At 67.4% G+C, this 25,503-nt stretch carries 21 protein-coding genes and 2 pseudogenes; 7 read left to right on the top strand and 16 right to left on the bottom strand.

The genetic code is table 11. The annotated features are described in order from the left end of the window. Window positions 1-1,131 carry an acyl-CoA dehydrogenase family protein gene (locus NVV99_RS05190; RefSeq protein ID WP_024102928.1) on the top strand — a complete coding sequence of 377 codons (1,131 nt, stop codon included), beginning with the start codon at window positions 1-3 and terminating at the stop codon, window positions 1,129-1,131. A gap of 70 nt (window positions 1,132-1,201) precedes the next feature. Here NVV99_RS05190 and NVV99_RS05185 read toward each other — a convergent pair whose 3' ends face one another. After that, window positions 1,202-1,798, bottom strand: a complete 597-nt coding sequence (locus NVV99_RS05185; protein WP_260782797.1) for a TetR family transcriptional regulator — start codon at window positions 1,796-1,798, stop codon at window positions 1,202-1,204. A gap of 256 nt (window positions 1,799-2,054) precedes the next feature. Between NVV99_RS05185 and NVV99_RS05180 the strand changes: the two genes are divergently transcribed. Beyond that, the gene (locus tag NVV99_RS05180; RefSeq protein WP_024102925.1) at window positions 2,055-2,573 is read left to right on the top strand and encodes a flavin reductase family protein; all 519 of its coding nucleotides are present in this window, start codon (window positions 2,055-2,057) and stop codon (window positions 2,571-2,573) included. 53 nt (window positions 2,574-2,626) lie between these two features. On the opposite strand, the pseudogene NVV99_RS05175 reads toward NVV99_RS05180, so the two are convergent. From NVV99_RS05175 to NVV99_RS05140, 8 genes and pseudogenes are all read right to left on the bottom strand, one after another. Then, window positions 2,627-3,313 (bottom strand): annotated as a pseudogene (locus NVV99_RS05175) (MFS transporter); the annotation flags it as partial. Between the two features lie 238 nt (window positions 3,314-3,551). Then, window positions 3,552-5,447: a sensor histidine kinase gene (locus NVV99_RS05170; RefSeq protein ID WP_242411678.1), complete on the bottom strand. Its 1,896-nt coding sequence runs from the start codon at window positions 5,445-5,447 to the stop codon at window positions 3,552-3,554. Window positions 5,448-6,128: 681 nt separating this feature from the next. Continuing rightward, window positions 6,129-6,641 (bottom strand): annotated as a pseudogene (locus tag NVV99_RS05165) (FAD-binding protein); the annotation flags it as partial. Window positions 6,642-6,844: 203 nt separating this feature from the next. Continuing rightward, window positions 6,845-7,252, bottom strand: coding sequence for an MmgE/PrpD family protein (locus tag NVV99_RS05160; RefSeq protein ID WP_260782796.1), 408 nt, complete (start codon window positions 7,250-7,252; stop codon window positions 6,845-6,847). Between the two features lie 328 nt (window positions 7,253-7,580). Next, window positions 7,581-8,504, bottom strand: a complete 924-nt coding sequence (locus NVV99_RS05155; protein ID WP_006551938.1) for a VOC family protein — start codon at window positions 8,502-8,504, stop codon at window positions 7,581-7,583. A 34-nt stretch (window positions 8,505-8,538) separates the two neighbouring features. Beyond that, complete coding sequence (locus tag NVV99_RS05150; RefSeq protein ID WP_024102920.1) at window positions 8,539-9,717, bottom strand: acyl-CoA dehydrogenase family protein; 1,179 nt, start codon at window positions 9,715-9,717, stop codon at window positions 8,539-8,541. 192 nt (window positions 9,718-9,909) lie between these two features. Continuing rightward, window positions 9,910-10,776, bottom strand: a complete 867-nt coding sequence (locus tag NVV99_RS05145; protein ID WP_024102919.1) for an alpha/beta fold hydrolase — start codon at window positions 10,774-10,776, stop codon at window positions 9,910-9,912. A 106-nt stretch (window positions 10,777-10,882) separates the two neighbouring features. After that, a complete protein-coding gene (locus NVV99_RS05140) occupies window positions 10,883-11,770 on the bottom strand; it encodes an IclR family transcriptional regulator (protein ID WP_037217212.1) in 888 nt (295 codons plus the stop codon). A gap of 280 nt (window positions 11,771-12,050) precedes the next feature. Here NVV99_RS05140 and NVV99_RS05135 point away from each other — a divergent pair, with 280 nt between their 5' ends. The 3 genes from NVV99_RS05135 to NVV99_RS05125 all read left to right on the top strand — a co-directional run bounded on the left by NVV99_RS05135 (window position 12,051) and on the right by NVV99_RS05125 (window position 15,938). Next, on the top strand, window positions 12,051-13,196 hold the full coding sequence (locus tag NVV99_RS05135) for a 12-oxophytodienoate reductase (protein ID WP_024102918.1): 1,146 nt from the start codon (window positions 12,051-12,053) through the stop codon (window positions 13,194-13,196). Window positions 13,197-13,422: 226 nt separating this feature from the next. Then, entirely contained in the window at window positions 13,423-14,769 is a 1,347-nt protein-coding gene (locus NVV99_RS05130) for an MFS transporter (protein ID WP_024102917.1), read from the top strand. A 116-nt stretch (window positions 14,770-14,885) separates the two neighbouring features. Further along, window positions 14,886-15,938: a ferredoxin--NADP reductase gene (locus NVV99_RS05125; RefSeq protein WP_024102916.1), complete on the top strand. Its 1,053-nt coding sequence runs from the start codon at window positions 14,886-14,888 to the stop codon at window positions 15,936-15,938. A 70-nt stretch (window positions 15,939-16,008) separates the two neighbouring features. On the opposite strand, the gene NVV99_RS05120 is transcribed toward NVV99_RS05125, so the two are convergent. From NVV99_RS05120 to NVV99_RS05100, 5 genes are all read right to left on the bottom strand, one after another. Further along, window positions 16,009-16,812 (bottom strand): SDR family oxidoreductase, encoded by an 804-nt coding sequence (locus NVV99_RS05120; RefSeq protein WP_024102915.1) that lies wholly within the window; start codon window positions 16,810-16,812, stop codon window positions 16,009-16,011. A gap of 37 nt (window positions 16,813-16,849) precedes the next feature. Further along, window positions 16,850-17,119, bottom strand: a complete 270-nt coding sequence (locus tag NVV99_RS05115; RefSeq protein WP_080678532.1) for a hypothetical protein — start codon at window positions 17,117-17,119, stop codon at window positions 16,850-16,852. 11 nt (window positions 17,120-17,130) lie between these two features. Continuing rightward, on the bottom strand, window positions 17,131-18,309 hold the full coding sequence (locus tag NVV99_RS05110; RefSeq protein ID WP_024102913.1) for a Rieske 2Fe-2S domain-containing protein: 1,179 nt from the start codon (window positions 18,307-18,309) through the stop codon (window positions 17,131-17,133). Between the two features lie 167 nt (window positions 18,310-18,476). Beyond that, entirely contained in the window at window positions 18,477-20,156 is a 1,680-nt protein-coding gene (locus tag NVV99_RS05105; protein WP_024102912.1) for an AMP-binding protein, read from the bottom strand. A 26-nt stretch (window positions 20,157-20,182) separates the two neighbouring features. Beyond that, window positions 20,183-20,992, bottom strand: coding sequence for a MaoC/PaaZ C-terminal domain-containing protein (locus tag NVV99_RS05100; RefSeq protein ID WP_024102911.1), 810 nt, complete (start codon window positions 20,990-20,992; stop codon window positions 20,183-20,185). 236 nt (window positions 20,993-21,228) lie between these two features. On the opposite strand from NVV99_RS05100, the gene NVV99_RS05095 reads away from it, so the two are divergent. After that, window positions 21,229-22,908: a class I adenylate-forming enzyme family protein gene (locus NVV99_RS05095; RefSeq protein ID WP_024102910.1), complete on the top strand. Its 1,680-nt coding sequence runs from the start codon at window positions 21,229-21,231 to the stop codon at window positions 22,906-22,908. Window positions 22,909-22,924: 16 nt separating this feature from the next. On the opposite strand, the gene NVV99_RS05090 is transcribed toward NVV99_RS05095, so the two are convergent. Beyond that, complete coding sequence (locus NVV99_RS05090; protein ID WP_024102909.1) at window positions 22,925-23,518, bottom strand: TetR/AcrR family transcriptional regulator; 594 nt, start codon at window positions 23,516-23,518, stop codon at window positions 22,925-22,927. A gap of 52 nt (window positions 23,519-23,570) precedes the next feature. On the opposite strand from NVV99_RS05090, the gene NVV99_RS05085 reads away from it, so the two are divergent. Next, window positions 23,571-24,278 carry a hypothetical protein gene (locus tag NVV99_RS05085; protein ID WP_024102908.1) on the top strand — a complete coding sequence of 236 codons (708 nt, stop codon included), beginning with the start codon at window positions 23,571-23,573 and terminating at the stop codon, window positions 24,276-24,278. A gap of 2 nt (window positions 24,279-24,280) precedes the next feature. On the opposite strand, the gene NVV99_RS05080 is transcribed toward NVV99_RS05085, so the two are convergent. Beyond that, the gene (locus NVV99_RS05080) at window positions 24,281-25,498 is read right to left on the bottom strand and encodes an acetyl-CoA C-acetyltransferase (protein ID WP_006550414.1); all 1,218 of its coding nucleotides are present in this window, start codon (window positions 25,496-25,498) and stop codon (window positions 24,281-24,283) included. Window positions 25,499-25,503: the final 5 nt, after the last annotated feature.

Genomic DNA, 25,503 nt, shown 5'->3' with positions numbered 1-25,503 from the left:
ATGGAATTCGAACTCGATGACGACCTGATCGCGGTCGAGGACCTCGCGTCGCAGGTCTTCGGTTCGCTGGCCAAGGTCGAGCGTGTGGTCGAGGTGGAGCGCACCGAGGGCGGTTTCGACGCCCCGCTGTGGCAGGCACTCGCCGACGCCGGCCTCCTCGGACTCGCTCTGCCCGAGTCCGTCGGCGGCGCCGGCATGGGCATGCTCGGGCTCACGACGATCCTGCAGCAGCAAGGTCATCGCGTCGCTCCCGTGCCGGTGTGGTCCACCGTGGCCGGTGCGGCTCTTCCGCTCGCACAGTTCGGCACGGAAACCCAGGTCGAGCGTTACGTTCCGAAGCTCATCGACGGGTCGGTCGTTCTGACCGGCGCATTCGACGACACCCCCGGCGCGAGCCCCACGGTGACAGCGATCCGCAAGGGCGACGATCTCGTCATCAGCGGTGAGATTCCGTCCGTTCCGTGGGCTCCCATCATCGCCGGCGTCGTCGTCCCGGTCCGCTGCGACGACGACTCGGTCGCCGTGGTGGTCGCACCGGTGGACGCGACCGGCGTCGAGGCCGTCCCGGTCGCCGTGACCGGACGTGGCGCCGAAGCCGCGGTGCGCTTCACGGACGTGCACATCGGAGCCGAGGACGTCCTGCCCGGTGACGGTGAGGAGATCGCGGCCTGGACCCGTCGTCGTATCCGCATCGCTCTGGCTGCCGTTCAGCTCGGGGTGTGCGAGGAGACGCTGCGGGCAACGGCGAAGTACACCTCCGAGCGCGTGCAGTTCGGCCGGCCGTTGTCGACGAATCAGGCTGTCGCATTGCGCGCGGCCGATGCCTACCTCGACACCGAAGCGATCCGGCTCACGGTGCGCAAGGCGGCGTGGTTGATCGACGTCGGACGCGAGGACGAAGCCGACTCCGCGGCCCTGGTCGCCAAGTGGTGGGCATCCCGCGGCGGTGTGCGGGTCGGTCTGACCGGCCAGCACCTGCACGGTGGTATCGGCGCCGACATCGACTACCCGATCCACCGCTACTTCCTGTGGGGCCGGCAGTTGGCGTTCACCTTCGGCGGGGCGGACGCGACGGCAGCCGCCCTCGGGGACGTCCTGGACACCGCACCCCCGATCGGTGCGGCCGGATAGTCTTCTCGCACCGATGACGTGAGTCCTTCTCCGCAGACCGCGGAGGGGGACTCGCGTCGTTTCCGGTGCCCTACTCCGACAGGTGCGCGAGCAGCAGGTCGCAGCTCCTCCGCACATCGGCCTCGGTCTCCTCGAGGGTCGCTCCGCCGTTGAGATAGGTCACCAGCAGTCCGGACCACAACATCGACAGCAGCCGCACGGCGTTGCGATCCTCCTCTGTCGGCTCGTCGAGGCCTGCCCTCTCGAACAGGATTCGGTGGAACGTCCGCCTCACCTCGGTGGAGTCCGGAACCACCGAGGCCGGGGCGGTGCTGTTGGACAGCAACATCGCGGAGGCCAGGCGTGGTCGGTCGACGAACCGGCGGGTCATCTCGACGAGCGTCTCGGTGATCGCCTCGCGCGCGCTCGTCCCCGGTTTCCGTTCGGGCAACCGGTCGGCGCCGATCTCGAGCCGGTGGAGCAGCAACGCCACGAACAGGTGCGTCTTCGACGGAAAGTATCGGTACAGGGTGCCGATCGCGACCTCGGCGTTCTTCGCCACCTCGGTCATCTGCACGCGGGCCAATTCGTGCTCGGACCCCAGCTGCGCTGCAGCCTCGAGGATCCGCACATGGCGTCGCCGTTGTTCGACCGAGGTCGGCTCGGCTCCGTCCCGCGCCTTACCGATTCTGGGCACCGGTCCCCCTTTCCACGATGACGACCCGTCGATTCTGCACCGAACCGCCCGGCAGATTGTCGCATCGCGGATCGTCCACGGTCCCGAACGGTGGGAGCACGGGCACCGGACGTCGTGCTGGGACGGCATCGGATCCGAGCGTCCACTGAGCGAGAAGCCGGTCCGTCCCGACTTTCTCGGGCCGTAACGTCGGAGTCGGAGAAGGACGGTCGGAGTCGACCTCCACGATCGAATCGGAGTGAGCCACATGCAGACCCGGATACCGACCCGCGACACCGACCACAGGATCGAACTGCCGGGCCCCGACGAGATGCGACGTGCCATGGGACGGTTCGCGAGCGGCGTCACCGTCGTGACCGGTCTCGACGAGGACGGGCCCACCGGCTTCGCATGCCAGTCGTTCGCGTCGGTCTCGCTCGAACCGCCCCTCCTGTTGTTCTGCGCGGATCACCGCGGGCGCGCGTGGCCGCGGATCCGCCGCGTCGGCCGGTTCACCGTCAACGTGCTCGGTGCCGACCAGAGTGATCTGTGCGCGCGTTTCGGGTCGAGCCGCGGTCCGAAGTTCGACGGTCTCCACTGGGAATTGTCCCGCTGGGACACTCCGTCGCTGCCGGATGTCCTGCTGCGGGTGCACGCATCGGTGGAGGATGTGCACGTCGCGGGTGATCACGACGTCGTCATCGGCCGGGTCGCCGAACTGGAGTGCGTCGGCGACCGGAGTCCGATGGTGTTCTACCGCGGGGCGTTCGGGCTCGACGCGCGGTAACTCCGCCGATACTTCCTCCGTCCGCCGCTACCGACGGGCGGAGGAAGTCGTCGTCACACCCTCACGGAGGGCGTCGCGCCGGCGGCAACCTTCGCGAGACGGGCCCGGCGCGACTGCGGACCGGCGACGGTGAGGACAGCCGCGGGAAGCGCGACGCCTGCGCCCGTCAGCAGGACGACCCGGAAGCCGGACTCCGTGGAAATGGTATGACCGGCGAACGGCACGCTCATCTGTGCGAGGACGACACCGACGACGGCGGAAGCGGAGGACGTGCCGACCGACCGCATGAGACTGTTCACGCTTTTGGCGGATGCCGTCTCCGTGGCAGGGACCTCCCCCATGATCAGGGCGGGCATCGCACCGTATGCGAACCCGACTCCCGTGCTGCAGATCGCGACGACGACTGCCAGGCCCAGGACCGATCCCATCAACAGCAGCCCTGCCGTGTACCCCAGAGCGATGATCAGGCAGCCCACCAGCAGCGTGGTCTTCGGGCCGTGGCGAGCCGAGAGCTTTCCTCCGATGGGAGAGACCGCCATCATCATCAGACCACCCGGTGCCATGCACAGACCCATCATGATCATGGACTGGCCGAGTCCGTGACCGGTCTCTTCCGGCAGCTGCAGGATCTGCGGAAGAATCAGCGACTGGGCGTACCTCGCGAAACCCACCACGATCGAAGCACTGTTGGTGAGCAGTACGGGCCGGCGGGCGGTGACGCGCAGATCCACCAACGGATCGCGAACCCCGGCTCGAACGCTTCAACAACGACATCGAACGCTTGACGGGGCATCCGTGGCCGCGACCCCCCGGGTCCGCAGTGCATCTTCCCGACGGATCCGTCGGGGGGATGTGAGCCGGGGGTACCGTGCGAACACGGTTCGGTGGCCGGCCGAGACCACCGGCAGACCGGAACACCCGCGGTACGAGTGATGCCACCGCCGTCGAGACGGCGGTGGCATCACTTCCGGTCACACGTCAACCACGATACTTTCCGTGGGCAATACCTCCGGCGGGCGTCGTCGACGGCACCAAGGACGGAAGTTCCTCGGTCCTGAGCCGGCGGGGGCGTTCCGTCATCACGGTGGGCTGGACCGTGTGCACCTCGCTGAGGAGAGCGGCCGGGAAGTAGACCGACGCCGTGACACCGGCGTTCGTCTCGGTGTCGAAGGTCGGCCTCAGACGCACGCTCATGCCGTTGCGGGCCGCCAGACGCCCGATCACGAACAATCCCAGTTGACGCGGGGCGTCGACATCGGCATTCTCACCCGCCGCGAGACGGATATTGATCTCCTCCATGATATCTCGGGGAATACCGATTCCGCGATCGGCGATATCGAGAAGCAGGCCACCCTCCACGGCGGAGGAGAACTCGAACCTGACGGGAGTGGTGGGCGGGGAAGCCCGCAGCGCGTTGTCGACGAGTTCGGCCACCAGATGCACCACGTCGTTCACCACCTTACCGACTAGATATCCGCGCGGGGTGTTCCCGATCTGCACCCGCTGGTAGTTCTCCACCTGGGACACCGCACCGCGGAGCACATCGCCGAGCGGTGCGGGCCCGCTGCGAGTACGCGGGCGCGTGCCCGCGAGAACCAACAGGGATTCGCCGGTACGCCGCATGCGCGTCGCCAGATGATCGAGAGCGAACATGCTCTGCAACCGGGCGGGATCCTTCTCCTCGTATTCGAGAGATTCGATCAGCGAGAGTTGCTGTTCGACGAGGGTCTTGTTGCGGCGTGCCAGCGTCTCGAGCATCACGTTCACCTGTTTCCTCAGGTGGGCCTGCTCGCCGGCGAGACGCAGCGCCTGCGTGTTCATCGAATCCACCGCTCGGGAGAGTTCGCCGATCTCCTCGTCCGTATCGGTGCCGACGGGAGCGAGACGGACGGTGTCGATGTCGGCCCCGTCCTTGACCGCCGCGATGGCGGCGGGAAGCTCGGTGTTCGCCGCTGCGAGAGTGTTGTCTCGCAGACGTCCCAGGGGCACCGACAGGGAACGGATGACTGCTATCGCGAGGAGCAGGGCGAGTACGAGTGCTGCCGTGACGAAGAGCGCGTCGCGGGTGGCCGCGGTACGTGTCTCGTCCGCCAGTTCTTCGAGCGTCCCGATGATACGCGCGCTGGCGCTGTCGATCCCTTCCGCATAAGACCGGGACGCCGAAAGTACGGCGTTGCGAAGGTCTTCCCCGAATTGCCTGCTCGGCGTGAAGTTCTCGATCAACCTACGGCGCGCTTCGATACCGCCGAGCATCCCGTCGATCTGCCCGGTATCGAGCCCCGATCCTCGAAGGAGCCGCAGCGTCGACTCTTCGGTGTTCATGGCGCCGGTCGCCAGGATCCGGGCGGCTTCGGGGTTGGTGGCCAGCAGCCGGAAGGACTCCATCTGGTCGAGGAGGTTGAGCTGCGCGTCCCACATCAGGAGCAGGTTCGTGGCGTCGACGAGAGCGTCGTGGTTCTCGAACTGATCGAACAGATCTCGGAAGATATCCCTGCACCGCACCAGGAAGTCGGTGGTCAGGCGACCGAACTCCTCGGCTCCGAGGGAGGAGTTCATGACCGCGGCGTAGAGCTGGTCGCCCTGCGCGAGCAGCGCATCGAGTTCTACGGCGACATCGGAGCTGAGATCGCTTTCTGCGGCGAGTTCCCTCAGAGTGTCCATGGACTGCGTCACATCGTCCGCGGCCACGCTCTTGGGCGTGAATCCGAGGCTCGTGGCGGCGGTAATGCTGATCACAGCGATGGAGAAGTCGAGCAGCGCCGGCGCGACAACGGTCTGCTCGGACAATGCGGCCGACCGCTGCGCCTCGTCGAGCTGAGTCGTGACGCGCACGGCACCGAGAGCGACAGCGAGGACGAGGGGAATCGACAGCACGGCCGCGAGTCTGTATTTGAGACGCCAGCGACCGATCTGCAGCGCACCTGTTCGGCTCGGCTCCAATTCTCAGATCTCCCTTTCACAATGAAGAGAACGTGCTTTTCGGACATAAACTACATCTTTCCGAAACGTTCTACACCAGATCCTCATTCGGGCACATACCCCGTCCCGGGCACGGAGACGAATTCCGTGCCGGTCGTCCTCGCCCGAGGACCGACTCCCTACGAACCGGTCGGCCGAACCGTCGATCGCCGCAGGACGAGCACCGCCGTCGAGGGCTGGACCGCACACTTCCGCACCGGAGACGACGAGGAATCCCGGCGGCAGCCCGCCCCCGCCGGCCCCCGACAACCGTGCCCAGTCCTGTGTTCGTTCATCGATGCCCCCTGTTCGCGGCGTCGAACATACACAATGCGTGCGGAGGACGGTGAGGAGGTCCGCCCTTTTCGTCTACGGCGACAACGCTCCTCGCGTGCTCGAATACCCGATCAGGCCGCGCACCCGGCACCGAGGTCCGGTCGCCGACCGCCGGCGCGAATTGCAGAGCCGGCGCACGGCAGGGGTCGCGAACCCGGCATCGCCCCGTGGCACGCTCGCACGACACGAGACGCGGAGCCCTCCCGGACCCGGATCCGGAATGCTCCGCTCATCGCATCCGAGGGGACATCCCGGTGCCACTCACTTCGCCGCCGCACGCATTCCCGCGCGCCGGCCGAAGAAGCTACCGTCACCGAGGGAGATGCCGCTGCAGTAGCCCCACGCCGAGAGGCCGAACGTACAACGGCCCGCCGCATACAGACCGGGAATCGGATCTCCGTCCACGTGAAGAACTTCCGAGTCCACCGAGGTCTGCAGTCCCCCCAGGGTGAAACCTTCGGTCATGCCACGCAGATCGATCGCGGCGATCGGCGATCGGAGGGGCCGCACCCACTCCGCCTTCTTTCCGAGGACCGGATCCGTCCCCGATTCGGCGTGCCGATTGTAGAGCTCCACCGTCGATACGAGAGTTCCTGCGGGAAGACCTATTTCGGACTCTAGTTCCGACACCGCCTCACACACCCAGGTCGGCTGGTGACGGAGTTGCGGACTCGAAGTCGGTGTGGCCATTCCTTCCTCGTAGGCCTGTTCGTCGATGACCAGGAACGCCTGATTGTCGTTCTGGTACATGGTGAGCTGGCCGATCCGCCCGGGAGGTTGAAGGCTCCGTGGATCGCGGCACGATGGTCGGGTTCGATACTCGTTGCCGGCGTGTGGAACACCCGCTGGCTGTAGGCGCCGGGGTTGAGCCGAACCTCGATGTGTTCGATATCGTCCGGCCCCCGGCCGTGTTCACGGACGAGCGCGCGCAACGCATCGATGGAGGCACCCGTGTAGCAGCAAGGCCGGGCAGTACTTCACGGCACTGTCGAGTATCCACCAGCGGTCTCCGACGTCCTCGGTGATCGCCCGTCGACGACCTCCATGAACGAGCATGCGAGGTTGAGCCGCGCGGTCATGTCGTAGCCGACAGCGACGGCACGGAGCAGGCTGTCGCCGGACGCATCGACGCGTTCGGCCTCGGCGCGGGCCGAGGAGACCACGATCGTCGCGAAGTGCGCCGAGTCGAAGAGTGTGTCGTCCGCGTCGAGCGCGTAGGTGATATCGGAGTTGAACGCAGCAGCAACGGCAGCAGGCGCTGTGGTCGAACGGCCGAACACCGTGGCCTCCTCGACCCCACCGAGGCGGTCGATCACCTTGTGTGCCATGCGAGTACGTTCCATGCGTACTGCGGCGAGGCCGCACACGAGGGTGTCGACGACGATGGGTCCGGTGTAGTCGGCGACTTACGGCGGCAGCGCGCGGGCATTGCGCGCGGCAGCGAAGTCGGCGATTCGTTCGGTCAGCAGTGACGTCACAGGAGCACCTCGGGCATGCGTAGGGACGGCCCGCGTCGAGATGCGTGAGGATCCGGCACGATCTGTAATCCACATCACTCTCCCCGAAGCCTGTGACGCACCGCCTTCCGGTCCCGCTCGCCGGGAGCCGCCCTCCCGGGTGTACCGAGGCGATCGGACAGGGCCACCGACGCGACGATGCCACGGCGTCGTACGCCGTGGCATCGTCGGAAGGTATCCGGGTGGACGAACTCGATCAGCCCACCGGAGGCGAGAACGCCGCGAGCGGCTCGGAGCCCGACCAGTCGTGACCCCAGTAACTGTCCGCGGTGATTTCTTCTGCGGTGTAGAAGGTTTCGTCGACGAGCATGCCTTCGGTACCGAACTCGAGGTCCCATCCGCCGGGGGCACGCACGTAGAAGGAGACCATCTTGTCGTTGGTGTGCCGGCCCAGGGTCGACGAGATCGAGAAGCCCAACTTGTTCACTCGGTCCAGGGCCTGACCGACCGCGTCGAGCGTCTCGACCTCGAGCATCAGGTGCACGAGACCGGGTTCGGCGGTGGGGGGAGCCGGGCACAACGCGAGGCTGTGGTGGCGGCGGTTGACGCCCAGGAACCGCACGCGTCGCACGGGCGGCGGTGCCGACAGGCCACCGAGCCGCGTCGCTCCGCGCGGCAGGAATCCGAGTACCTCGGTGTAGAACTCGTAGGACTCCGCGAACGCGGCGGTGGGCAGGACGACGTGGCCGAGTCCCTCCTCACCGGTGTGGAAGACACCGGCGAACGGCGTCACGAGGGGGCTGTGGTCGAGCACCGGACCGAAGAACACCTCGGTGCGGGTGCCGCCCGGATCGTCGAATGCGATGACCTGCTCGGCGTCGCGGTAGGTCGACTCCTCCTCGGAGAGGACCTCGACGGCGATGCCGGCCTTCTCGACCGCTTCGCGCACGCGACGCAGCGCGAACTCGTCGCGCACCTCCCAGCCCACGGCGAGTGCCTTGTCGACCTCACCGGGCAGCACGATCAGGCGTGCCCGCCGCTCGTCGACACGCAGGTACAGGCCGTCGGGTTCCGGGCCGGTACCGATCGCCATGCCGAGTCCGTCGACGACGAGTTCGCGCCATCGTGCGATGTCTGTGGTCTGGATCCTGAGATAACCCAGGCCCCGAATATCCGTCATATCCGAATGTTCCTTCGCCGTAATGGATGTGATGTCAGATCATCGACCGCATCATGCCCTGCGGCTCTTCGCCGAGCTGGGTGAGCGTCGCGGCGTGGAAGATCGAACCGGGGACGTGGATGGCGTGGCTCAGACCGGCGTGCGCGTCGCGCCAGAAGCGCTGCAGCGGATTGCTCAGCTGCAGCGCGCCGCCGCCTGCCCGCGAGAAGATCTCGTCGACGGCGCGCACGGCCCGCCATGCCGCGGCGACCTGGGTCCGGCGTCCGATCGCGCGTTGCTCGAAGGTGACCTCGATGCCCCGCTCGGTCAGATCCCAGAAGCGGTCGACGGTTTCGAGCAGGGCGGCGCGCGACGCGGCGATCTCCGCTGCGGCTTCACCGAGGTTCGACAGCACGTACGGGTCCTGCTTGATCGCGGTGCCGGACACCGTGACCCGCTCGCGCTGGGACTCGATGTAGCAGTTCAGCGCACCCTCGGCGATGCCGATGAGCGACGAGGTGATGCCGAGCGGGAAGATGCACGAGAAGGGGAACTTGTAGAGCGTCTCGTCGCGTCCGGCGTCCTGCCACGCCACCCCGCCCATGACGCGCTCGGCGCGCAGGGTCCGGTACTCGGGGAGGAAGGCGTTCTCGACGATGAGATCCTTCGAACCCGTGCCGCGCAGGCCGACGACGTTCCAGCTGTCGTGGTCGATCCGGTAGTCCGACCGCGGCAGCAACACGTGCAGGCTCTGTGGCGGGTTCAGGCGGTTGCCGTCCTCGTCGCCCACGGCCGCACCGATCATCACCCAGTCGCAGTGGTCGGTGCCCGACGAGAACGACCAGCGGCCGTTGAGGATGTATCCGCCGTCGACGGGGGTCGCCACACCCATCGGTGCGTACGGGGAGGCGATCCAAGTGTCGGGGTTCTCACCCCACACCTCCTCCTGGGCCTTCGGGTCGAAGAAGGCCATCTCCCACGGGTGGACACCGACGATGCCGCTGACCCAGCCCGTCGCGCCGTCCATGGCTCCGATGGCCATGGCGGTCTCCGCGAACTCGCGCGGGTGCGCCTCGAGGCCCCCGAATTCCTTCGGCTGCAGGAGCCGTACGACACCGGCGTCGCGGAGCCTCTTCGCGCTGCGGTCGGTCAGCCGCATCAGCGTGTCGCCTTCGGCGCCGTCCGCGCGGATCTCGTCTGCGAACTCCGAAACGGAGTCGAGCACCTGTCCCATGATCTCTCCAGCTCTGTGAGGGTGACGCCCCCGATACGGCGTGGTGAGCGTCGGTTCCGTTGACGCCTACGGTCTCAGGTGGACCGCTCCCGTATCGTCGTTTTTCCACTGAGCGGGAGCGGTCGATGGGGCTGAGCGGGAGCGGTCGATGGGGCTGAGCGGGAGCGGGTTACGAGTCCGCGCGGACGGGGCCTACGCGTCGTCGCGGCGAAGGAACGCGAGCACCGCCGACAGCCACGCCTCGCGCGCCTCGATCATCGTCCAGTGGCCGCAGTTGGGGAAGACGTGGAGCTCGCCGCGGCGCAGTTCGCGCATGGGAAGCATCGCCATGTCGACGGGGCTGACACGGTCGTCGCGACCCCAGGTCAGCAGCACCGGCGCGGTGATCTTGTGGAGCTGCGCCCAGTACGGGGTGGCGTCGGAGGCGGCAGCGGCCTTCGCGCCCGCAGCGAAGGCCGCGGTGCTGTACATGCGTCGGGCGATCTCGAGGGTCTTCGGTTCGGTGGCCAGTGCCCACCGCTCCTCGATGAGTTCCTCGGTGACGATCGCGGGGTCGTAGACCATCGACCGCAGCCAACGGACGAGCTTGTCGCGCGTGGGGTCGTCCGTGAACTCCATGAGCAGCCGGATGCCCTCGCCCGGCGACGGCGCGAAGACCGAACGGCCGGCGCCTCCGATGGTGACGAGCTTCTTCACCCGCTCGGGCTGCGCGATCGCGAACTGCGTCCCGACGATGCCGCCCATCGAGTTCCCGATGATCGACACGCGGTCGAAGCCGAGTCCGTCGAGGAAGTCGGTCACCGCGACCGAGGCCATCGCCATCGGGTGTCCTTCGCACGGGTCGCTCACGCCGAAGCCGGGGAACTCCAGGACGAGGCACCGGTAGTGCTCGGCGAGATCGGCGAGCACACCGCGGTAGTTCCGCCAGCCGGTGACGCCCGGTCCGGAGCCGTGGAGCAGCAGGAGTGGTTCACCCTGACCGGCTTCGTGGTAGCGGAGGGTGCCGCGGTCGGTCGCGAGTTCTCTCGCCGTGTTCTCGAAAGTCGATACCGTCGTCATGACGAGAAGGTTTCCAGTGATCCACCTCACGCGGCTCGAACGTTCCCGATCACCGGGATGTTCCGCCCGCCGCGGGGTGGTGCGTGATGTTGCCCGGCTCCGGCCGTCAGATCCAGCCGTTCGACTGCGTGGCGAGCATTCGCTCCATGACCTGCGGCGACCACGACGCTCCGGACGTGCGTGCGGCGCGATTGCGTCGAGGGGTGTCGAGTTCGGGATAGAGCGTGCGCGAGATCGTGCGGACCGCATCGGCGACCAGCGGCGCGATGCGTTCGAGGTGTCCGGGGCGGGTGGGACCGCACAGGGAGATCGCGGCGACCGACGATGCAGGGCTGCGGATCGCGGCGCCCGCACAGGACATACCGGCGGTGGCCTCTCCGGTCTCGAAGGCCAGACCGTGGCGACGGCGGATGCGGTTGAGTTCGAGGTGCAGGGTCGACAGATCGGTGATGGTCCGCTCGGTGCGACGCGGCAGTTGCGGGCCGGGGTAGAGGGCATCGACCTGCTCCGGCTCGAGTCCGGCGAGCAGCGCCTTGCCGCCGGCGGTGGCGTAGGCGGGGACACGTCCGCCGACCCGCGACGGCAGTGCCGCGGCGAGCTGGCCGCCGATCTTGTCGAGGTAGACGCAGTCGGGCCCGTCGAGCACGGACAGGTGCGCGACCATCCCGGTGGTCATGTGCAGTTCGTGGAGGAGCGGTGCCGCGGCCTCACGGACACGGATGTGCCCACTGTCGCCCTCTCCCATGGACTTCGCACGACGTCCGAGGCAATACCCGAACGACGCGTGGTCGATCCAGTCGAGTCGCACCATCTGGTCGAGGATGCGGTGGACCGTCGAGCGCGGAAGCCGGGTGCGGCACGCGACTTCTTCCAGGGTGAGCCGCGACGAGAGATCGTCGAAGGCATCGAGGATGAGGGTCATTCGCTCGACCATCGATGCAGGCAGTTCGCGCTTCGGTGCCTGGGAGACCTGCGTACGTTGCGCCTCGGACATCGTCACCCTTTCTCCGGAATCCGATCACCCACGAAAGCAAGAATTGAAATTGATTCTTGTGAGTGATGCCCAGGGTACAAGGCGAGTGACCTGTCGCACAATTCCCGATCAGCGGACTCGATGCTCCCGCGATCTACGTCCCTCCCCTCGCGCTTCCGCCGGCACGTCTCACTGAGCAGGAGGTCCCTGTCCCGCGGACCGGGCGGTGGGTACAACCTCGGATGTGGGCCGAACCCGCCTGCACCCGTCGCCCGCACGAGCCGAAAGAGTCAAGACCACGATGCCGGATACCGAGTCCCCCCTCTTCCGTCCCCTGACGGTCCGTTCCCTCGAGCTCCGCAACCGCATCGTGATGTCGCCGATGACCCGCTCGCACTCGCCGGGTGGCGTGCCCGGCCCGGATGTCGTGGAGTACTACCGGCGACGCGCCGCGGGCGGCACGGCCCTGATCCTCACCGAGGGCGTCGCGATCGATCACCCGACAGCAGTCGACAATCCCCGCGTGCCACACATGCACGGCGAAGAAGCCCTCGACGGCTGGCGTCGCGTCGTCGACGCGGTTCACGCCGAGGGTGGACGCATCGTCCCCCAGCTCTGGCACGTCGGCCCCCTCTGGGGCGCGATGACCGCAGATGTCGACCCCGACCTCGTCCCCATGCGGCCGTCGGGAGTCTGGGGCGAGCTCGGCGTGACGTCCTACGGCGAGGACTACATCTCCCGGGCCTCAGCGCCTACGCGGGCCATGACCGTGGAGGACATCGAGCAGGTCGTCGCGGCCTATACCGACGCGGCGGCCGCCGCTGCCCGAGTCGGATTCGACGGCATCGCACTGCACGGTGGGCACGGCTATCTGCTCGACGCGTTCCTCTGGGAGGGAACGAATCTCCGCGACGACGAATGGGGCGGCGACCTCGAGCGCCGCACCCGTTTCCCCGCCGCGGTGGTCGCCGCCATCCGCGCGCGCATCGGCGACGACCTGCCGATCTTCTACCGGTTCTCGCAGCACAAGCAACAGAACTACGAAGCCCGGATCGCCCACACCCCGGACGAACTGAAAGCCGTCCTCACCCCATTGAAGGAAGCCGGCGTCGACGTCTTCGACGCGAGCATCCGCCGCTTCGACATGCCGGCCTTCGAAGGCAGCGACCTGACACTCGCAGGCTGGGCCAAGAAGGTCACCGGCGCACATTCGATGGCCGTAGGCAGCGTCGGAATCGCAACGACGTTGCGGGAGAGCCGCCTCCAGGGCAGCGCACCTGTGCGCAACAACGTTCCCGAACTCGAACGACGCCTGGGCGACGACGAGTTCGATCTGATCGCCATCGGTCGGCTCCATCTCGCCGACCCGTCGCTCGCGACGACCCTTCGCAACGGCGCGGAACTGCCCGAGTTCGACCGCGCAGTACACGAGGCCGCGCTCATCTGACCCACCAAAATTGTTCTCGCTCAGCGAGATAGAACAGCGTGACAGCCCTCACCTGCGATACCAAGTGATCCGAGCCACTCCCATTCGTGGGGCAGGAAACACGGCCCGCGATCGGGCCGCCGAGAGTCTGGAATGCGCTTTGACGTCCTACGCCAATGACCTCTCCCAGCCGGAATCCGCAACGCCGAAGGGGCGGAGCCGGTTCGACCGGCAGCAGCCGGTATGGGTGATCGTGTCGGTCCTGATCGCCGTCGAGATCATCAGTGCGTTCGAAACATCGATGATGTTCGCCGCGATCCCGACGTTGATCGTCGAATTCGACAGCAACGCATCGACGGTCGGATGGGCGGTGACGGCCTTCCTCCTCGTCTCGGCCGCCTCGGCCGCCGTGTGCGGCCGGCTCGGCGACATGTACGGCCGGGAACGGATCCTGATGGTCCTGCTCGCCGTCGCGGCGCTCGGCTCGATGGTCAGCGCCCTCGGTGACAGCCTCACCAGCATCATCATCGGCCGCGCGATCCAAGGTGTGGCCGGTGCGATCCTGCCGCTGTGCATAGGGCTGGCGCGCGAGCATCTTCCCGCTTCCCGCGTTCCCGTTGCCGTCGCACTGATCTCCGGCTCGGCGGTCGCCGCCGGTTCGGCGTCGCTGCTCGTCGCCGGTCTGCTGATCGACAACGCCAGCTGGCACATGATCTTCGTCGTCGCCGCCGTGTACGCGATCTTCGCCCTGCTGCTCGTCTGGTTCGTCCTCCCGTGGCGCCGGCCCACCGGGACCTCCGAGAAGATCGACTACATCGGTGCGGTCACCTTCGCCGGCGCGGTCGCCGCGATCCTGCTCGGCGTCAACAAGTCCCAGTCATGGGGCTGGTCGGACCCGCGGACCCTCGGTCTCATCCTGGGCGGGGCCGTCGCTCTGGTCCTGCTCGTGCGGTGGGAACTGCGCACACCCTCCCCCATCATCAACGTGCGCCTGTTCGCCGACCGCAAGTTCTCGCTCACGATGCTGGCCACCGTCGCGATCGCGGTGGGACCGCTGGGCGTGGTCACCATGATCATTCCGATCATCATGCAGACGCCGTCCACCGGCGACTTCGGCCTGGGCCTGAGCGCGACGCACGCGGGTTGGCTCTCGTTCATCGGCTCCCTGTTCGGATTCGTCTGCACTCCGCTGAGCGGCCGGATCTCCGCCGCGGTGGGTTCACGCGCGTCGATGCTGCTCGGTACCGCCCTGTTCATCGTCGGCGTCGTCGTCATGCTCACCACGCACCACTCCGTGGTGGCCATGACCGCGATGGTCGTCGTGGTGTCGGTCGCGACCGCCTTCGCCTACACGGCGATTCCGAACCTGATCGTCGAGTCCGTGCCCGAGCACAACACCAGCGAGACGACCGGCACGAACGCCGTGCTGCGTACCGCGGGTCAGGGTGTCGGAACGTCGATCGCGACCATGCTGCTCGCGTTCACTGCGACCCCACTCGCGGGAATCAACATGGTCGGCGGCATGCTCATCGCGCTCTCCGTGGTGACAATCGGGATCACCTTGCTGATCCCACGCAGCGTGCGCACCGCCTGATCCGAACGCCCGTCTCCTCCCGTGTCCCGATTACCGGGAGGAGACGGGCGTCGGCGTCCGTCGGCGTTCTACGGTGATCCGATCGAGAAGTATTCGTATCGAAGGGAACCACTGCGATGACAGCCGTTGAGACACCGGTCGGTTCACGCTCCGTCGTACTGACCGTCGGTGCAGTCGTCCAGGAAACCGCCGACGCCGTTTCGCTGGTGTTCGACGTGCCAGAAGAGCGCCGCGCGGGCTTCGCCTACAAACCGGGACAGTTCCTCACCCTGCGCATCCCGAGCGATCGGACCGGTTCCGTGGCACGGTGCTACTCGCTCGCGAGTTCCCCCCACACCGGCGAGCCTCTCAAGGTCACCGTCAAGCGCACCGCCGACGGATACGGATCGAACTGGCTGTGCGACAACATCACTGCAGGGCAAACCCTCGAGGTGCTGCCCCCGGCGGGTGTGTTCACTCCGGTCGATCTCACCGAGAAACTCGTACTGTTCGCCGGAGGCAGCGGTATCACGCCGGTGTTGTCCATCCTCGAGTCGGCTCTCCACAGCGGCAATCGCAACGTGGTGCTCGTCTACGGCAACCGCGACGAGAAGTCCGTCATCTTCGCCGAGAGGCTGCGCGAACTCGCCGCCCGGCACGCCACTGCCCTCACCGTCGTGCACTGGCTCGAGAGCGTGCAGGGCCTGCCGACGCCGCAGCAGCTCGCGACCCTGGTCTCTGCCTTCGCCGATCACCGCGCGTACATGTGCGGACCCGGGCCGTTCATGGATACCGTCCGCGAAGGCCTGCTGCTGGCCGGCGTCCCGAAGGACCGCATCCACGCCGAGGTATTCACCTCCCTGTCCGGCGATCCGTTCGCCGACGTACCTGCCGTCGAGATCGACGAGTCGGACACCGACGCCGCCTCCGTGACGGTGCAGCTCGACGGCGAGGAACACGACCTCGTCTGGCCGCGCAGCGCGACTCTCGTGGACGTCATGCTCTCGAAGGGCCTCGACGTGCCCTACTCGTGCCGGGAAGGCGAGTGCGGGTCGTGCGCGTGCACCGTCGTCGAAGGCGACGTCGACACCCCGCCGTCCGCGATCCTCGACGAGGAGGACATCGCCAACGGATACGTCCTCGCGTGCCAGGCCAAGCCGAAAAGCAAGCACGTGCGCATCGACTTCTGACCCCCGACAATGAAGCGTCCCCGGCTGCCGTTCCGCAGCCGGGGACGAGTCGTAGAGGAAGCGGCAGAGCTCAGCGGTTCAGGAGCGCTCGCATCGCGGCAGCCGCGCCTCGGACGAGCTTGTCGCGCGGGAATCCGCTGCGCTTGACCGCAGCCTCGTAGTTGCCGCCGGCGACCCACACCGGGCCGTCCTGGAGGTGCTCGAGACCCTCACGTGCGACGTCCTCCGGCTCGGCGACGAGCATCCCCGGGATGTCGAAGTTCAGGCCCGCGCGCACCATCGCCGGGGTGCGGGTGACACCGAGTACGAGTTCGACCACGTGCACGCCGTGCGGTGCGAGCTCGAGCCACAGACTTTCGGCGAAGACGCGGCTGAACGCCTTCGAGGCCGCGTAGATGCTCTGGTGTTCGGCACCCATGTAGCCGGAGAGCGACCCGAGCAGCATGATGCCGCCGCGCCCGCGCTCTTTCATCGGTCCACCGAACAGGTGCGACAACTCGACCTGCCGGTGGACGTTGAGTTCGATCACGCCGCGGAACCCGTCGAGGTCGCCGGTGACGAACTCGTGGCCGTAGCTGTTCGCGCCGGCGTTGAAGATGAACAGGCCGATCTCGATGTCCTCGGTCGCCTTGCGGATCTCTTCCACGGCATCGTCGTCGAGCAGATCCAGCGCGAGGGTGCGCACCTGCACGCCGTTGCTCCGTGCCTTGTCCGCCGTCTCCTCCAACGGGCCCGGCTTACGCGCGATGAGCACGAGATCGAAACCCGCGCGGCTCAATTCGTCGGCGAATGCCGCGCCGACGCCTTCGGAGCCCCCGGCGACGACGGCCCACGGGCCGTAGTACGAGCGGTCGAGATCGAGGGTTTCGGTCATCACTGGTCCTTCGGGAGGTAGTCGGAAGCTGAAGAGGTCACTGCACGATGGGGGCTCGGATCGGGGTGTCGTCGAAGACCTCGATGACTCCCGAGGCGGCCGCCTTGGCGATCGCGGCGTCGAGGTGCGTGCACGACATCCGGGGCGCACCGGGGCGGCCGTCGCGCCCGTCGTCGTCCCGGACGACGGGACAACAACGGTGCGCGTCGGTGTTCCACTGGATGGACGTGTGCTCCCAGCTGTTCTTCTGGACGAGCACCTGCGCGGCGCATTCGCCGCAGCGCAACGGTTCCATCCGGTTCTGCATGTCTTTGGCTCCTAGCCCGTCGTGGTGGACTGCTGCGCGCCTGCCTGCTCGTCGAGGGCTGCCTTGCGGGCAAGGTTCTCCTCGACCTCCTTCATCCACGCGGCCACCGGGCGGGTGGTGTCCATCTCGAACTCGAAGCGGTCGGTCATCGCCGGCTCGACGTCCTCGACGTCGACGTAGAACTGCTCGTACCAGCGTCGCAGCTGGTAGACGGGGCCGTCCTCCTCGCACAGGAGCGGGTTGTCGATGCGGGTCTTGTTCCGCCAGATCTCGATGTCCTGTTCGAAGCCCTTCGCGATGAAGTTCCCGAACTGCTGGGCGGTCTGCAGGGCCTGCTCGCCTTCGAGGCGATCGGACTTCTTGACGATCATGCCGTACATCAGGACGAACTTGTCCTGGGAGACCGGGTAGTGGCAGTTGATGAGGACCGACTCGACGTCGTAACCCTCGTACTGGTAGACGAGATCGTCGATCATGAAGGACGGTCCGAAGTAGCTCGCGTCGGAGCGGCTTCCGAGCATCTTCGGCTGTCCGTCCGCGTGCGGACGAGCGTCCATACGAGCCTGACCACGCATGAACTGGCTGGCCACGTGGCCTTCGAAGACGTTCTTGAAGTAGACCGGGAAGGAGTAGTGCACGTAGAAGAAGTGCGCCATGTCGACGATGTTGTCGATGATCTCCCGGCAGTTCGTGTCGACCTCGGTGGTGTACCAGACCCAGTCGGTCCACTCGTCGCTCGTCGCACCTTCGATGCGCGGGATGGTCACGTCGGCCGGCGGCGGGTTCCCCTGGGGGTCGTGCCACACGAAGAGCATGCCGTCCTGGTCGAGGGTGTGCCATGCGCGGGTCTTCGCGATCGGAGGAACTCGCCGCGCATACGGGATGTTCTTGCAGCGACCGTTGCCGCCCCAACGCCAATCGTGGAAGGGACACGCGATCTCGTCGCCCTTGACGGTGCCCCGGCTGAGGTCCCCGCCCATGTGCCGGCAGTACGCGTCGAGGATCTTGATCTCGTCGTTGCTGTCGGCCCACACCACGAGCTTGGTCCCGAATGCCTCGATCGAGTGCGGCTTGCCGTCCTTGAAGTCCTTCGACAGGCCGAGGCAGTGCCAGCCCCGGGCGAAGCGGGCGGGAGCCGACCCGGCGACGATCTCGCGGATCTCGGATTGTTCGGAAGTGCCGATGCTCACGGTCGTCCGTCCTTTCGGGAGGGAAGCGTTGAGGAGGTCAGGCGGCGGAGTCCGCTGGAGCATTCCGTCGCGATACGACCGAAACGCTAGGTGATCGGTATCACCCCTGATGAGGACATCTCACTGGTCGAGACCTTCCGATGTCGTGAGACCGGGCCGGACCGCGATCACGCAACCGGCGCAGGTTCGGTGGTCGGCAACAGGGCCGCCCGGCCGTTGGCCACGAACTCCCGCTCGATGCGCGCGCGTTCCGCGTCGTCGAGCAGGACGTACTCGGAGGTCCGTCCGACACGCACGTAGACGGTGTCGGGGGTGCTCCACGCGACCGCCCGCAGCGGGGCCTTGTTCACCTTGTTGCTGCCCGTCAGCGGGATCTGCGCGGTGACGCGCACGAATCGCGGCCACCACTTGTCTCCCATGTCGGGCTGCTCGGCGAGGGTCGCCCCGAACACCGCCGGGTCGAACTCCGCGCCGGGCTCGAGTTCGACGGCGCACATGACCTGATCCCCGGTCGTGGGATCGGGCACGGCGAAGACCGGGGCGGACAGGATGCCCGGCACCCGCAGGATGATGCGCTCGACGGGAGTGGCGGAGAAGTTCTCGCTGTCGACGCGAAGCCAGTCGGAGGATCTTCCGGCGAAGTAGAAGAAGCCGTTCTCGTCGCGGTACCCGAGATCCCCCGACCAGAAGTCGTCACCCTTGACCCGATCGGCCATCGCCTCGGGATTCTTGTAGTAGCCCTCGAAGGTGTGGGCGGCACCGCACGCGACGATCTGCCCGACGGCGTCACTGTTGAGGAGGCGACCGGTCTCGTCGAAACGGGCGCGGGGGCACTCCTGCCCGGTGTCCTCGTCGAGGATGCGGACATCGACGCCTCCGACGGCGACCCCGAGCGATCCGGTCGGGGTGTCGGGGGTGCGGTTGATGCGGAAGACGCCTTCGCTCATCCCGTAGCCTTCGACGACCGTGCAGCCGAAGCGTTCGGAAAAGCGGGCCACGTCGGCTTCGGATGCCTCGGTGCCGAACGCGAGTTCGAGGGTGCTCGCGCGGTCGCGGGGGTCTTCCGGCCGGCTGAGGATGTACGACAGGGCCCGGCCCACGTAGTTGACGAAAGTGGCGCCGTAGCTGTGGATGTCGTCGGAGAACCGGCTCGCGGAGAACCTCCGGATCATGCAGACGGTCGCGCCGGCCCGCATGGCCGTGCCGAGGTTGAGCATGAGTGCGTTTCCGTGGAAGAGCGGCATGCACAGATAGGCGATCGAATCCTCGCGCATGCCAACACGTTCGGTGAGCGGACCGAGGAGGCGCGCGAGCCGGCCCTGGCCGACGATCACGGCCTTCGGAGCGCCGGTGGAACCGGAACTGAACAGCAACAATGCGATGTCGTCGGTGGACGGGATCGTCTCCGGCAGATCCGCACCGCGGAACGGCGCGAGGAACTCCGCGTAGCGATCGTCGTCGATGTCGAGGATGCGGTCGGTCGGCAGTCCGTGGCCGGTGTCCTCGAGCAGATGGGCGAGGCGGGATTCGGTGACGACGAGGTCGATGTCCGCGTGCGCGATGTCGCGGGCGATCTCGGGGCCGCTGCGGCTGGCGTTGATGCCCACGACGGCTGCTCCGGCCAGGGCGCCGGCGCCGATCCAGAAGACGAAGTCCGGGACGTTCTCGAGCAGCACCCCGATGTGGCGCTGCCGATCTGCGGGAGCGGGCACGGTCGCGACGATCGCGGCGGCACGATCGGCGCTTTCCTGAACCACCTCGCCCCAGGTCCACTGCTGGTCCTCGAAACGCAACCCCACCTTCGGGTCACCGTGACGAGCGCGCACTATATCTGCGAACGTGTCCAAGTCTTTCCTCCAGACGGTTGTGGCGATCAAGCGAAAACGGCGCGACCGCCGGACAGGACGGCGCCGGTCTCCGTGACGACGTCGAACCGAACATCCGCTGCGTCACCCCAGGCGCGGACCTGTGCCGCATCGCCGGGGAAGACGGGGGCCGCGAAGCGCCCGAACAGCGTCTTCAGGTCGGCGGGGTGCCCTCCGAGCATGTCGGCCAGAGGCAGGGTCGCGGCCGCCAGCGTGCACAGGCCGTGCAGGATGGGGCGGGGTTGTCCGATGCGCGCCGCAGCCTCGGGATCGATGTGGATGTGGTGCCGGTCGCCGGTCAGCCGGTAAAGCGCCGCCTGGTCGGCGCGTGTGGCGAGCGTGCCGACCACGTCGGCATCCCCCTCCGGTGCGGACGGCGCCGACGGTCCGCGCTCGCCGCCGAAACCTCCCGCTCCCGGTGCGAACAACGACCACGTCGCGATGAAGAACTCGCTCTCGACGACGACCTCGAACACCGCTGCCCGGCCCTTGTCCCAGACCTCACCGACGCGCGCCGACATCGCGATCTCCCCGGAGCGTGGCAACGGTGCGAGCACCTCGAGGCTCTGGGAACCGTGGAGCGCGGTGGCCGTGTCGAAGGCACCGAGCGCACCGAGCGCATCCGGTGCCCACTGGGCCAGCGTCAGGGCGAACGTCGGCAACACCCGCAGCCGGTCCTCGAACACGAGATCGAGGTCCGCCGCGCCGGCGCCCACCGCGAGCGCGTACAGGATCGCGTCCCGCTCGTCGTAGCGGATCGTGCGGGCACCCAGGTCGTGGCCTCGCCACTGCGCGGGCGTCGGCGTCGTTGCGGTCATTCGTCTTCGGTCCTTTCTCACAGGGGCGCCGGGCGGCGGCCCGACGGAGACAGGACCTCGCTTTTCCACAGACGCCCAGGTCACAGGCTAGGGAGAGCGATGGTGACCGTCACCGCCCGTCCCACTCACCGGTACATTCGAAGTCGGGGTGACCCGTCGTGAGATTCTGGCGGTACGCACTCGATGGAGGAGGGGACGTCCGTGAAGCGTGCAGGGGCACCGGTGGGATACAGGCGATGACCATCCCCTCCGATCCCTCCCATTTCCTCGATCAGCTGGTATCGCGACTCACCGGTCCGGGTGGCGAGTTCGAGATCGTCGTGCAGGACGTCCTGGGCACCGAGATACCCGTCATGCGCAGACGCGACGTCGCCGTGGCGGATCTGCTCTCGCAGTCCCTCGCCTGGGGCGACCGCGAGTATCTGGTCACGACCGATCAGCGGATCACCTTCGCCCGGAACGCGCGCATGTCGTACGCCCTCGCCGCGGCGCTCCACGAGCGGTACGGGGTGGGCGTGGGCGACCGGGTCGCGATCCTGTCGGCGAACCGGCCCGAGTGGGTCACCGCCTTCTGGGCGACGCAGGCCCTCAGTGCGATCTCGGTGGGCCTGAACGCGTGGTGGGTGCAACCGGAACTCGAATTCGGTATCCGTCATTCGCGACCCCGGGTGCTCTTCGTCGACGGTCCGCGTGCTGCGGCCGTGGCCGGCATCGACCGTGCGCAGACGGTGGTGCTGTCGATCGAGGAGGATCTACCGCGCCTCATCGCCGAATTCGACGGCGCGCAGCCGCCGCCCCCGAGAGTCGCCGAGGACGATCCGGCCGTCCTCCTGTACACCTCGGGCACGAGCGGGGATCCGAAGGGTGCGTTGCACTCGCAGCGGAATCTGCTGGCAGTGGTCGACTACCACCGGTACCTCGACGCGATCGCGACGATCTGGACCGGCGGCACATACGACCGGTCCGCACCATCGGACTCCCGCTATCTGCTGACGTCCTCACTGTTCCACATCACGAGCCTGCACAACACGATCGTGCCGCGCCTGGCCACCGGCAGCACCGTGGTGATGAACCAGGGCTGGTACGGCGTGCGTCCCGTGCTCGAACTCATCGAGGCGGAACAGGTCACCCACTGGATGGCCGTGCCGTCGATGGCGGCGCGGATGCTCGAGGACGAAGATCTCGACAGATACGACCTCACCTCGCTGAGCCGGTTCACCCTGTCCTCGGAACCTTCGACGCCGGAATTCAAACAACTTCTGCGCGAAGGGCTTCCGTTCGGCAAGCACGCCATGGTCGACAGTTACACCATCACCGAGTGCAGCACGTCGATCGCTGTGGCCTCCGCCGCCGAACTCGAGGAGTTCCCCGGCACGGTGGGCGCGCCGATCATCACGGTGAGCCTCGAGATCCGGGATCAGAGCGGCGCCTGGCTGCCCGACGGCCGCGTGGGCGAGGTGTGTGTGCGCAGCCCCTTCGTCATGCTCGGCTACTGGGACGACGAGGCGGCGACCGCCGAGGCGATCACTCCCGACCGCTGGTTGCGCACAGGTGATTTCGGCGTGGTCGAGAACGGCCGTCTGCGTCTGGTGGGCCGGCGCGCCGACCTCATCCACCAGAACGGCGAGAACGTCTACCCGTCGGAGGTCGAGCGCGTCCTGGCCCTGCACCCGGCGGTCCGCGAATGCATGGTGACCGGCGCGCCCCACCCGGAATGGGGCCAGGAGGTGGCTGCGGTGGTCGTGCTCGTCGAAGGCTCCACGGTCACCGTCGAGGAATTGACGACCTTCGCATCCGAGCGTCTCGCCTACTTCAAGGTGCCGACGCAATGGACGCTGACGTGCAATCTGTTGCCGCGCAACGCCACCGGGAAGATCATCCGCAAGGGCTGGCGCGACACCCACGGCCACTGGTGACGACGGATCTGCACATCTACGGCCGGAGCAGGCGCTGCAGGGCGTCGCGGAGCGTTTCCTGTTCGAGCACGGGGTCGAAGGACGTCTCGGCGGCGACGACGCCGAGGTAGCCGTCGAGCAAAGCCTGTAGCCAGGTGACGAGCCGATCCGCGGGCAGGTCGGTCCGGATCTCTCCGGCCTGCTGCGCGAGCCGCACCCAGGGAAGCAATCCGTCGCGCAGCGCGCGGGCGTCGCGGTCGAGAGCAGCCGCGATCTCCGGCCGGGTCATCACAGCCCCGACCGCTCGGACGAAGCCGGCCGTACGGGGATCCGACGCATCCTCTGCTGCCCGAACGGCGTATTCGTCGAGTACACGGGTGGCGTCGGTTCGCCCGCTCTGCGCCTCGAACCACGCCACGCTTTCGGCTGTGCCCAGTTCGAGAACGGCCACCATCAGCGACAGTTTCGTGGGGAAGTAGTGGAAGAAGGTTCCGGACCCGATGCGGGCCTCGCGGCAGATCGCGGCCGTGGTCGTGCCGTCGTAGCCGTGTCGGGCGAAGCAGGTCAGAGCTGCGTCGATGATCCCGAGGCGGCGCGCCTCGTGCCGGACCGGATCGACCGTACGTGCCATGTCCCCGGCTCCCTGGATGCCATTGATGGAGTGTCCGCTCTATTATTACTGTATGCCGAAGACTCCGGAGCGCTGGCTGCTCACCTGGGAGAGCGCCGAGCACGCCGTGGAAATCGACGATGCCGGGCTGGGCCGCAGGATCACCTGGACGATCGACGGCGAGGAGATCGCCACGAAGAAGACCTCCGACGACAAGGTCGTCCTCGACGGGCACGAACGCGGCGCGATCGCCGTCAGGCTCCCCACCTTCATCGGACCGGCCCGACGAGTCACCTGGTGGGACGGCGACACCGAACTCGGTGCGGCAGCAGCCGCCCTCACCGGCATCGGCGGGGTCGACCTCGACCCCGAGCCCGGATCCAAGGCGGCTGTTCGCGAGGAATGGATCCGGGCGCACCCCCGGAAATACGCCGCCCAGCGCACGGCGGTCGCCGTAGCCGGGGTCGCCGTGCCGCTGATCGTGCTCTGGCTGCTCGCACAGATCCCGATCCCCGAAATCGATTGGCCCGACTGGGATATCAACATTCCCTGGCCGGACATTCCGTGGCCCGACATTCCGTGGCCGACCATCTCCCTGCCGGAATTCTCCCTGTTCGACTTCACCGTGCCCGAGTGGGTGAAGGCCGTCGCAGACAAGGCGAAGTACGTCTGGCCGGTCGTGCTCGCGGCCGTCCTCGCGAACCGGGAGGTCGCGCGCCGCCGGCGCCAGGACGAGCGCAAGCGGCAGACCGACGACCCCCCGACCGACTCGGAGGACTGAGCTCAGCTGAGGCGTTCGAGCACCATCGCCATGCCCTGACCCCCACCGACGCACATCGTCTCGACGCCGAACTGCTTGTCGTGGGTCTGCAGGTTGTTGATGAGTGTCGCGGTGATGCGGGCACCGGTCATCCCGAAGGGGTGACCGAGCGCGATCGCACCGCCCGAGACGTTGAGCTTGTCCTCGTCGATCTTCAGCTCACGCGCCGAACCGAGCACCTGCACGGCGAACGCCTCGTTGATCTCGAACAGGTCGATGTCGTCGATGCCCATGTTCGCGTTGGCGAGAGCCTTGCGGGTCGCGTCGATCGGTCCGAGACCCATGATCTCCGGCGACAAGCCCGAGACACCGGTGGAGACGATGCGCGCGAGCGGGGTCAGTCCGAGTTCCTTCGCCTTCGTGTCGGACATGATCACCAGAGCGGCCGCACCGTCGTTGAGCGGGCACGCGTTGCCGGCGGTCACCGTGCCGTCCGGGCGGAAGACCGGCTTGAGCTGACTGACGGCCTCGTAGTTGGTGCCCGGACGCGGACCGTCGTCGGTGCTGACGACCGTGCCGTCGGCGAGGGTCACCGGAGTGATCTCCCGCTCGAAGAAGCCGCTCTTGATGGCTTCCTCGGCGCGGTTGTGCGAGCGCACGCCCCAGCGGTCCTGGTCCTCGCGCGAGATGCCGGTGTGGGACGCGACGTTCTCGGCGGTCTGTCCCATCGCGACGTAGACGTCGGGGAGCAGACCCTCGGTGCGCGGGTCGGTCCACGGCACTCCGCCTTCGGCGAGCTTGGCGGTACGCGCCTGGGCGTCGTCGAACAGCGGGTTCTTGGTGTCGGGCAGACCGTCGGCGTTGCCGGTCACGAAGCTCGACACCGATTCGACGCCGGCGGAGACGAACACGTCGCCCTCGCCGGCCTTGATGGCGTGCAGCGCCATGCGGGTGGTCTGCAGCGACGACGAGCAGTACCGGTTGACGGTCACGCCGGGAAGGAAGTCGTAGCCGAGTTGCACCGCGACCACGCGGGCGATGTTGAAGCCGGACTGTCCGGCGGGCTGGCCGCAGCCGAGCATGAGGTCGTCGATCTCGGTGGGATCGAGATCGGGGACCTTCGCGAGCGCTGCGGCGACCATCTGGGTCGCCAGGTCGTCCGGGCGGATCGACGCGAGCGAGCCCTTGCGTGCTCGCCCGATCGGCGACCGTACTGCGGACACGATTACTGCTTCGGGCATCTTCT

The sequence above is a fragment of the Rhodococcus sp. PAE-6 genome, assembly GCF_025290685.1.
GTDB classification, from domain to species: domain Bacteria; phylum Actinomycetota; class Actinomycetes; order Mycobacteriales; family Mycobacteriaceae; genus Rhodococcus; species Rhodococcus pyridinivorans.
Note: the sequence above shows the minus strand (reverse complement) of the source record. Positions and strands in the feature narration are given on the sequence as shown.

Coding starts and splice junctions, on each gene's coding strand:
- NVV99_RS05125 (WP_024102916.1), top strand. CDS start 14,886: ATGACAGCCGTTGAGACACCGGTCGGTTCACGCTCCGTCGTACTGACC.
- NVV99_RS05080 (WP_006550414.1), bottom strand. CDS start 25,498: ATGCCCGAAGCAGTAATCGTGTCCGCAGTACGGTCGCCGATCGGGCGA.
- NVV99_RS05150 (WP_024102920.1), bottom strand. CDS start 9,717: ATGGGACAGGTGCTCGACTCCGTTTCGGAGTTCGCAGACGAGATCCGC.
- NVV99_RS05085 (WP_024102908.1), top strand. CDS start 23,571: ATGCCGAAGACTCCGGAGCGCTGGCTGCTCACCTGGGAGAGCGCCGAG.
- NVV99_RS05145 (WP_024102919.1), bottom strand. CDS start 10,776: ATGACGACGGTATCGACTTTCGAGAACACGGCGAGAGAACTCGCGACC.
- NVV99_RS05100 (WP_024102911.1), bottom strand. CDS start 20,992: ATGACCGCAACGACGCCGACGCCCGCGCAGTGGCGAGGCCACGACCTG.
- NVV99_RS05155 (WP_006551938.1), bottom strand. CDS start 8,504: ATGACGGATATTCGGGGCCTGGGTTATCTCAGGATCCAGACCACAGAC.
- NVV99_RS05115 (WP_080678532.1), bottom strand. CDS start 17,119: ATGCAGAACCGGATGGAACCGTTGCGCTGCGGCGAATGCGCCGCGCAG.
- NVV99_RS05180 (WP_024102925.1), top strand. CDS start 2,055: ATGCAGACCCGGATACCGACCCGCGACACCGACCACAGGATCGAACTG.
- NVV99_RS05120 (WP_024102915.1), bottom strand. CDS start 16,812: ATGACCGAAACCCTCGATCTCGACCGCTCGTACTACGGCCCGTGGGCC.
- NVV99_RS05090 (WP_024102909.1), bottom strand. CDS start 23,518: ATGGCACGTACGGTCGATCCGGTCCGGCACGAGGCGCGCCGCCTCGGG.
- NVV99_RS05095 (WP_024102910.1), top strand. CDS start 21,229: ATGACCATCCCCTCCGATCCCTCCCATTTCCTCGATCAGCTGGTATCG.
- NVV99_RS05190 (WP_024102928.1), top strand. CDS start 1: ATGGAATTCGAACTCGATGACGACCTGATCGCGGTCGAGGACCTCGCG.
- NVV99_RS05140 (WP_037217212.1), bottom strand. CDS start 11,770: ATGTCCGAGGCGCAACGTACGCAGGTCTCCCAGGCACCGAAGCGCGAA.
- NVV99_RS05135 (WP_024102918.1), top strand. CDS start 12,051: ATGCCGGATACCGAGTCCCCCCTCTTCCGTCCCCTGACGGTCCGTTCC.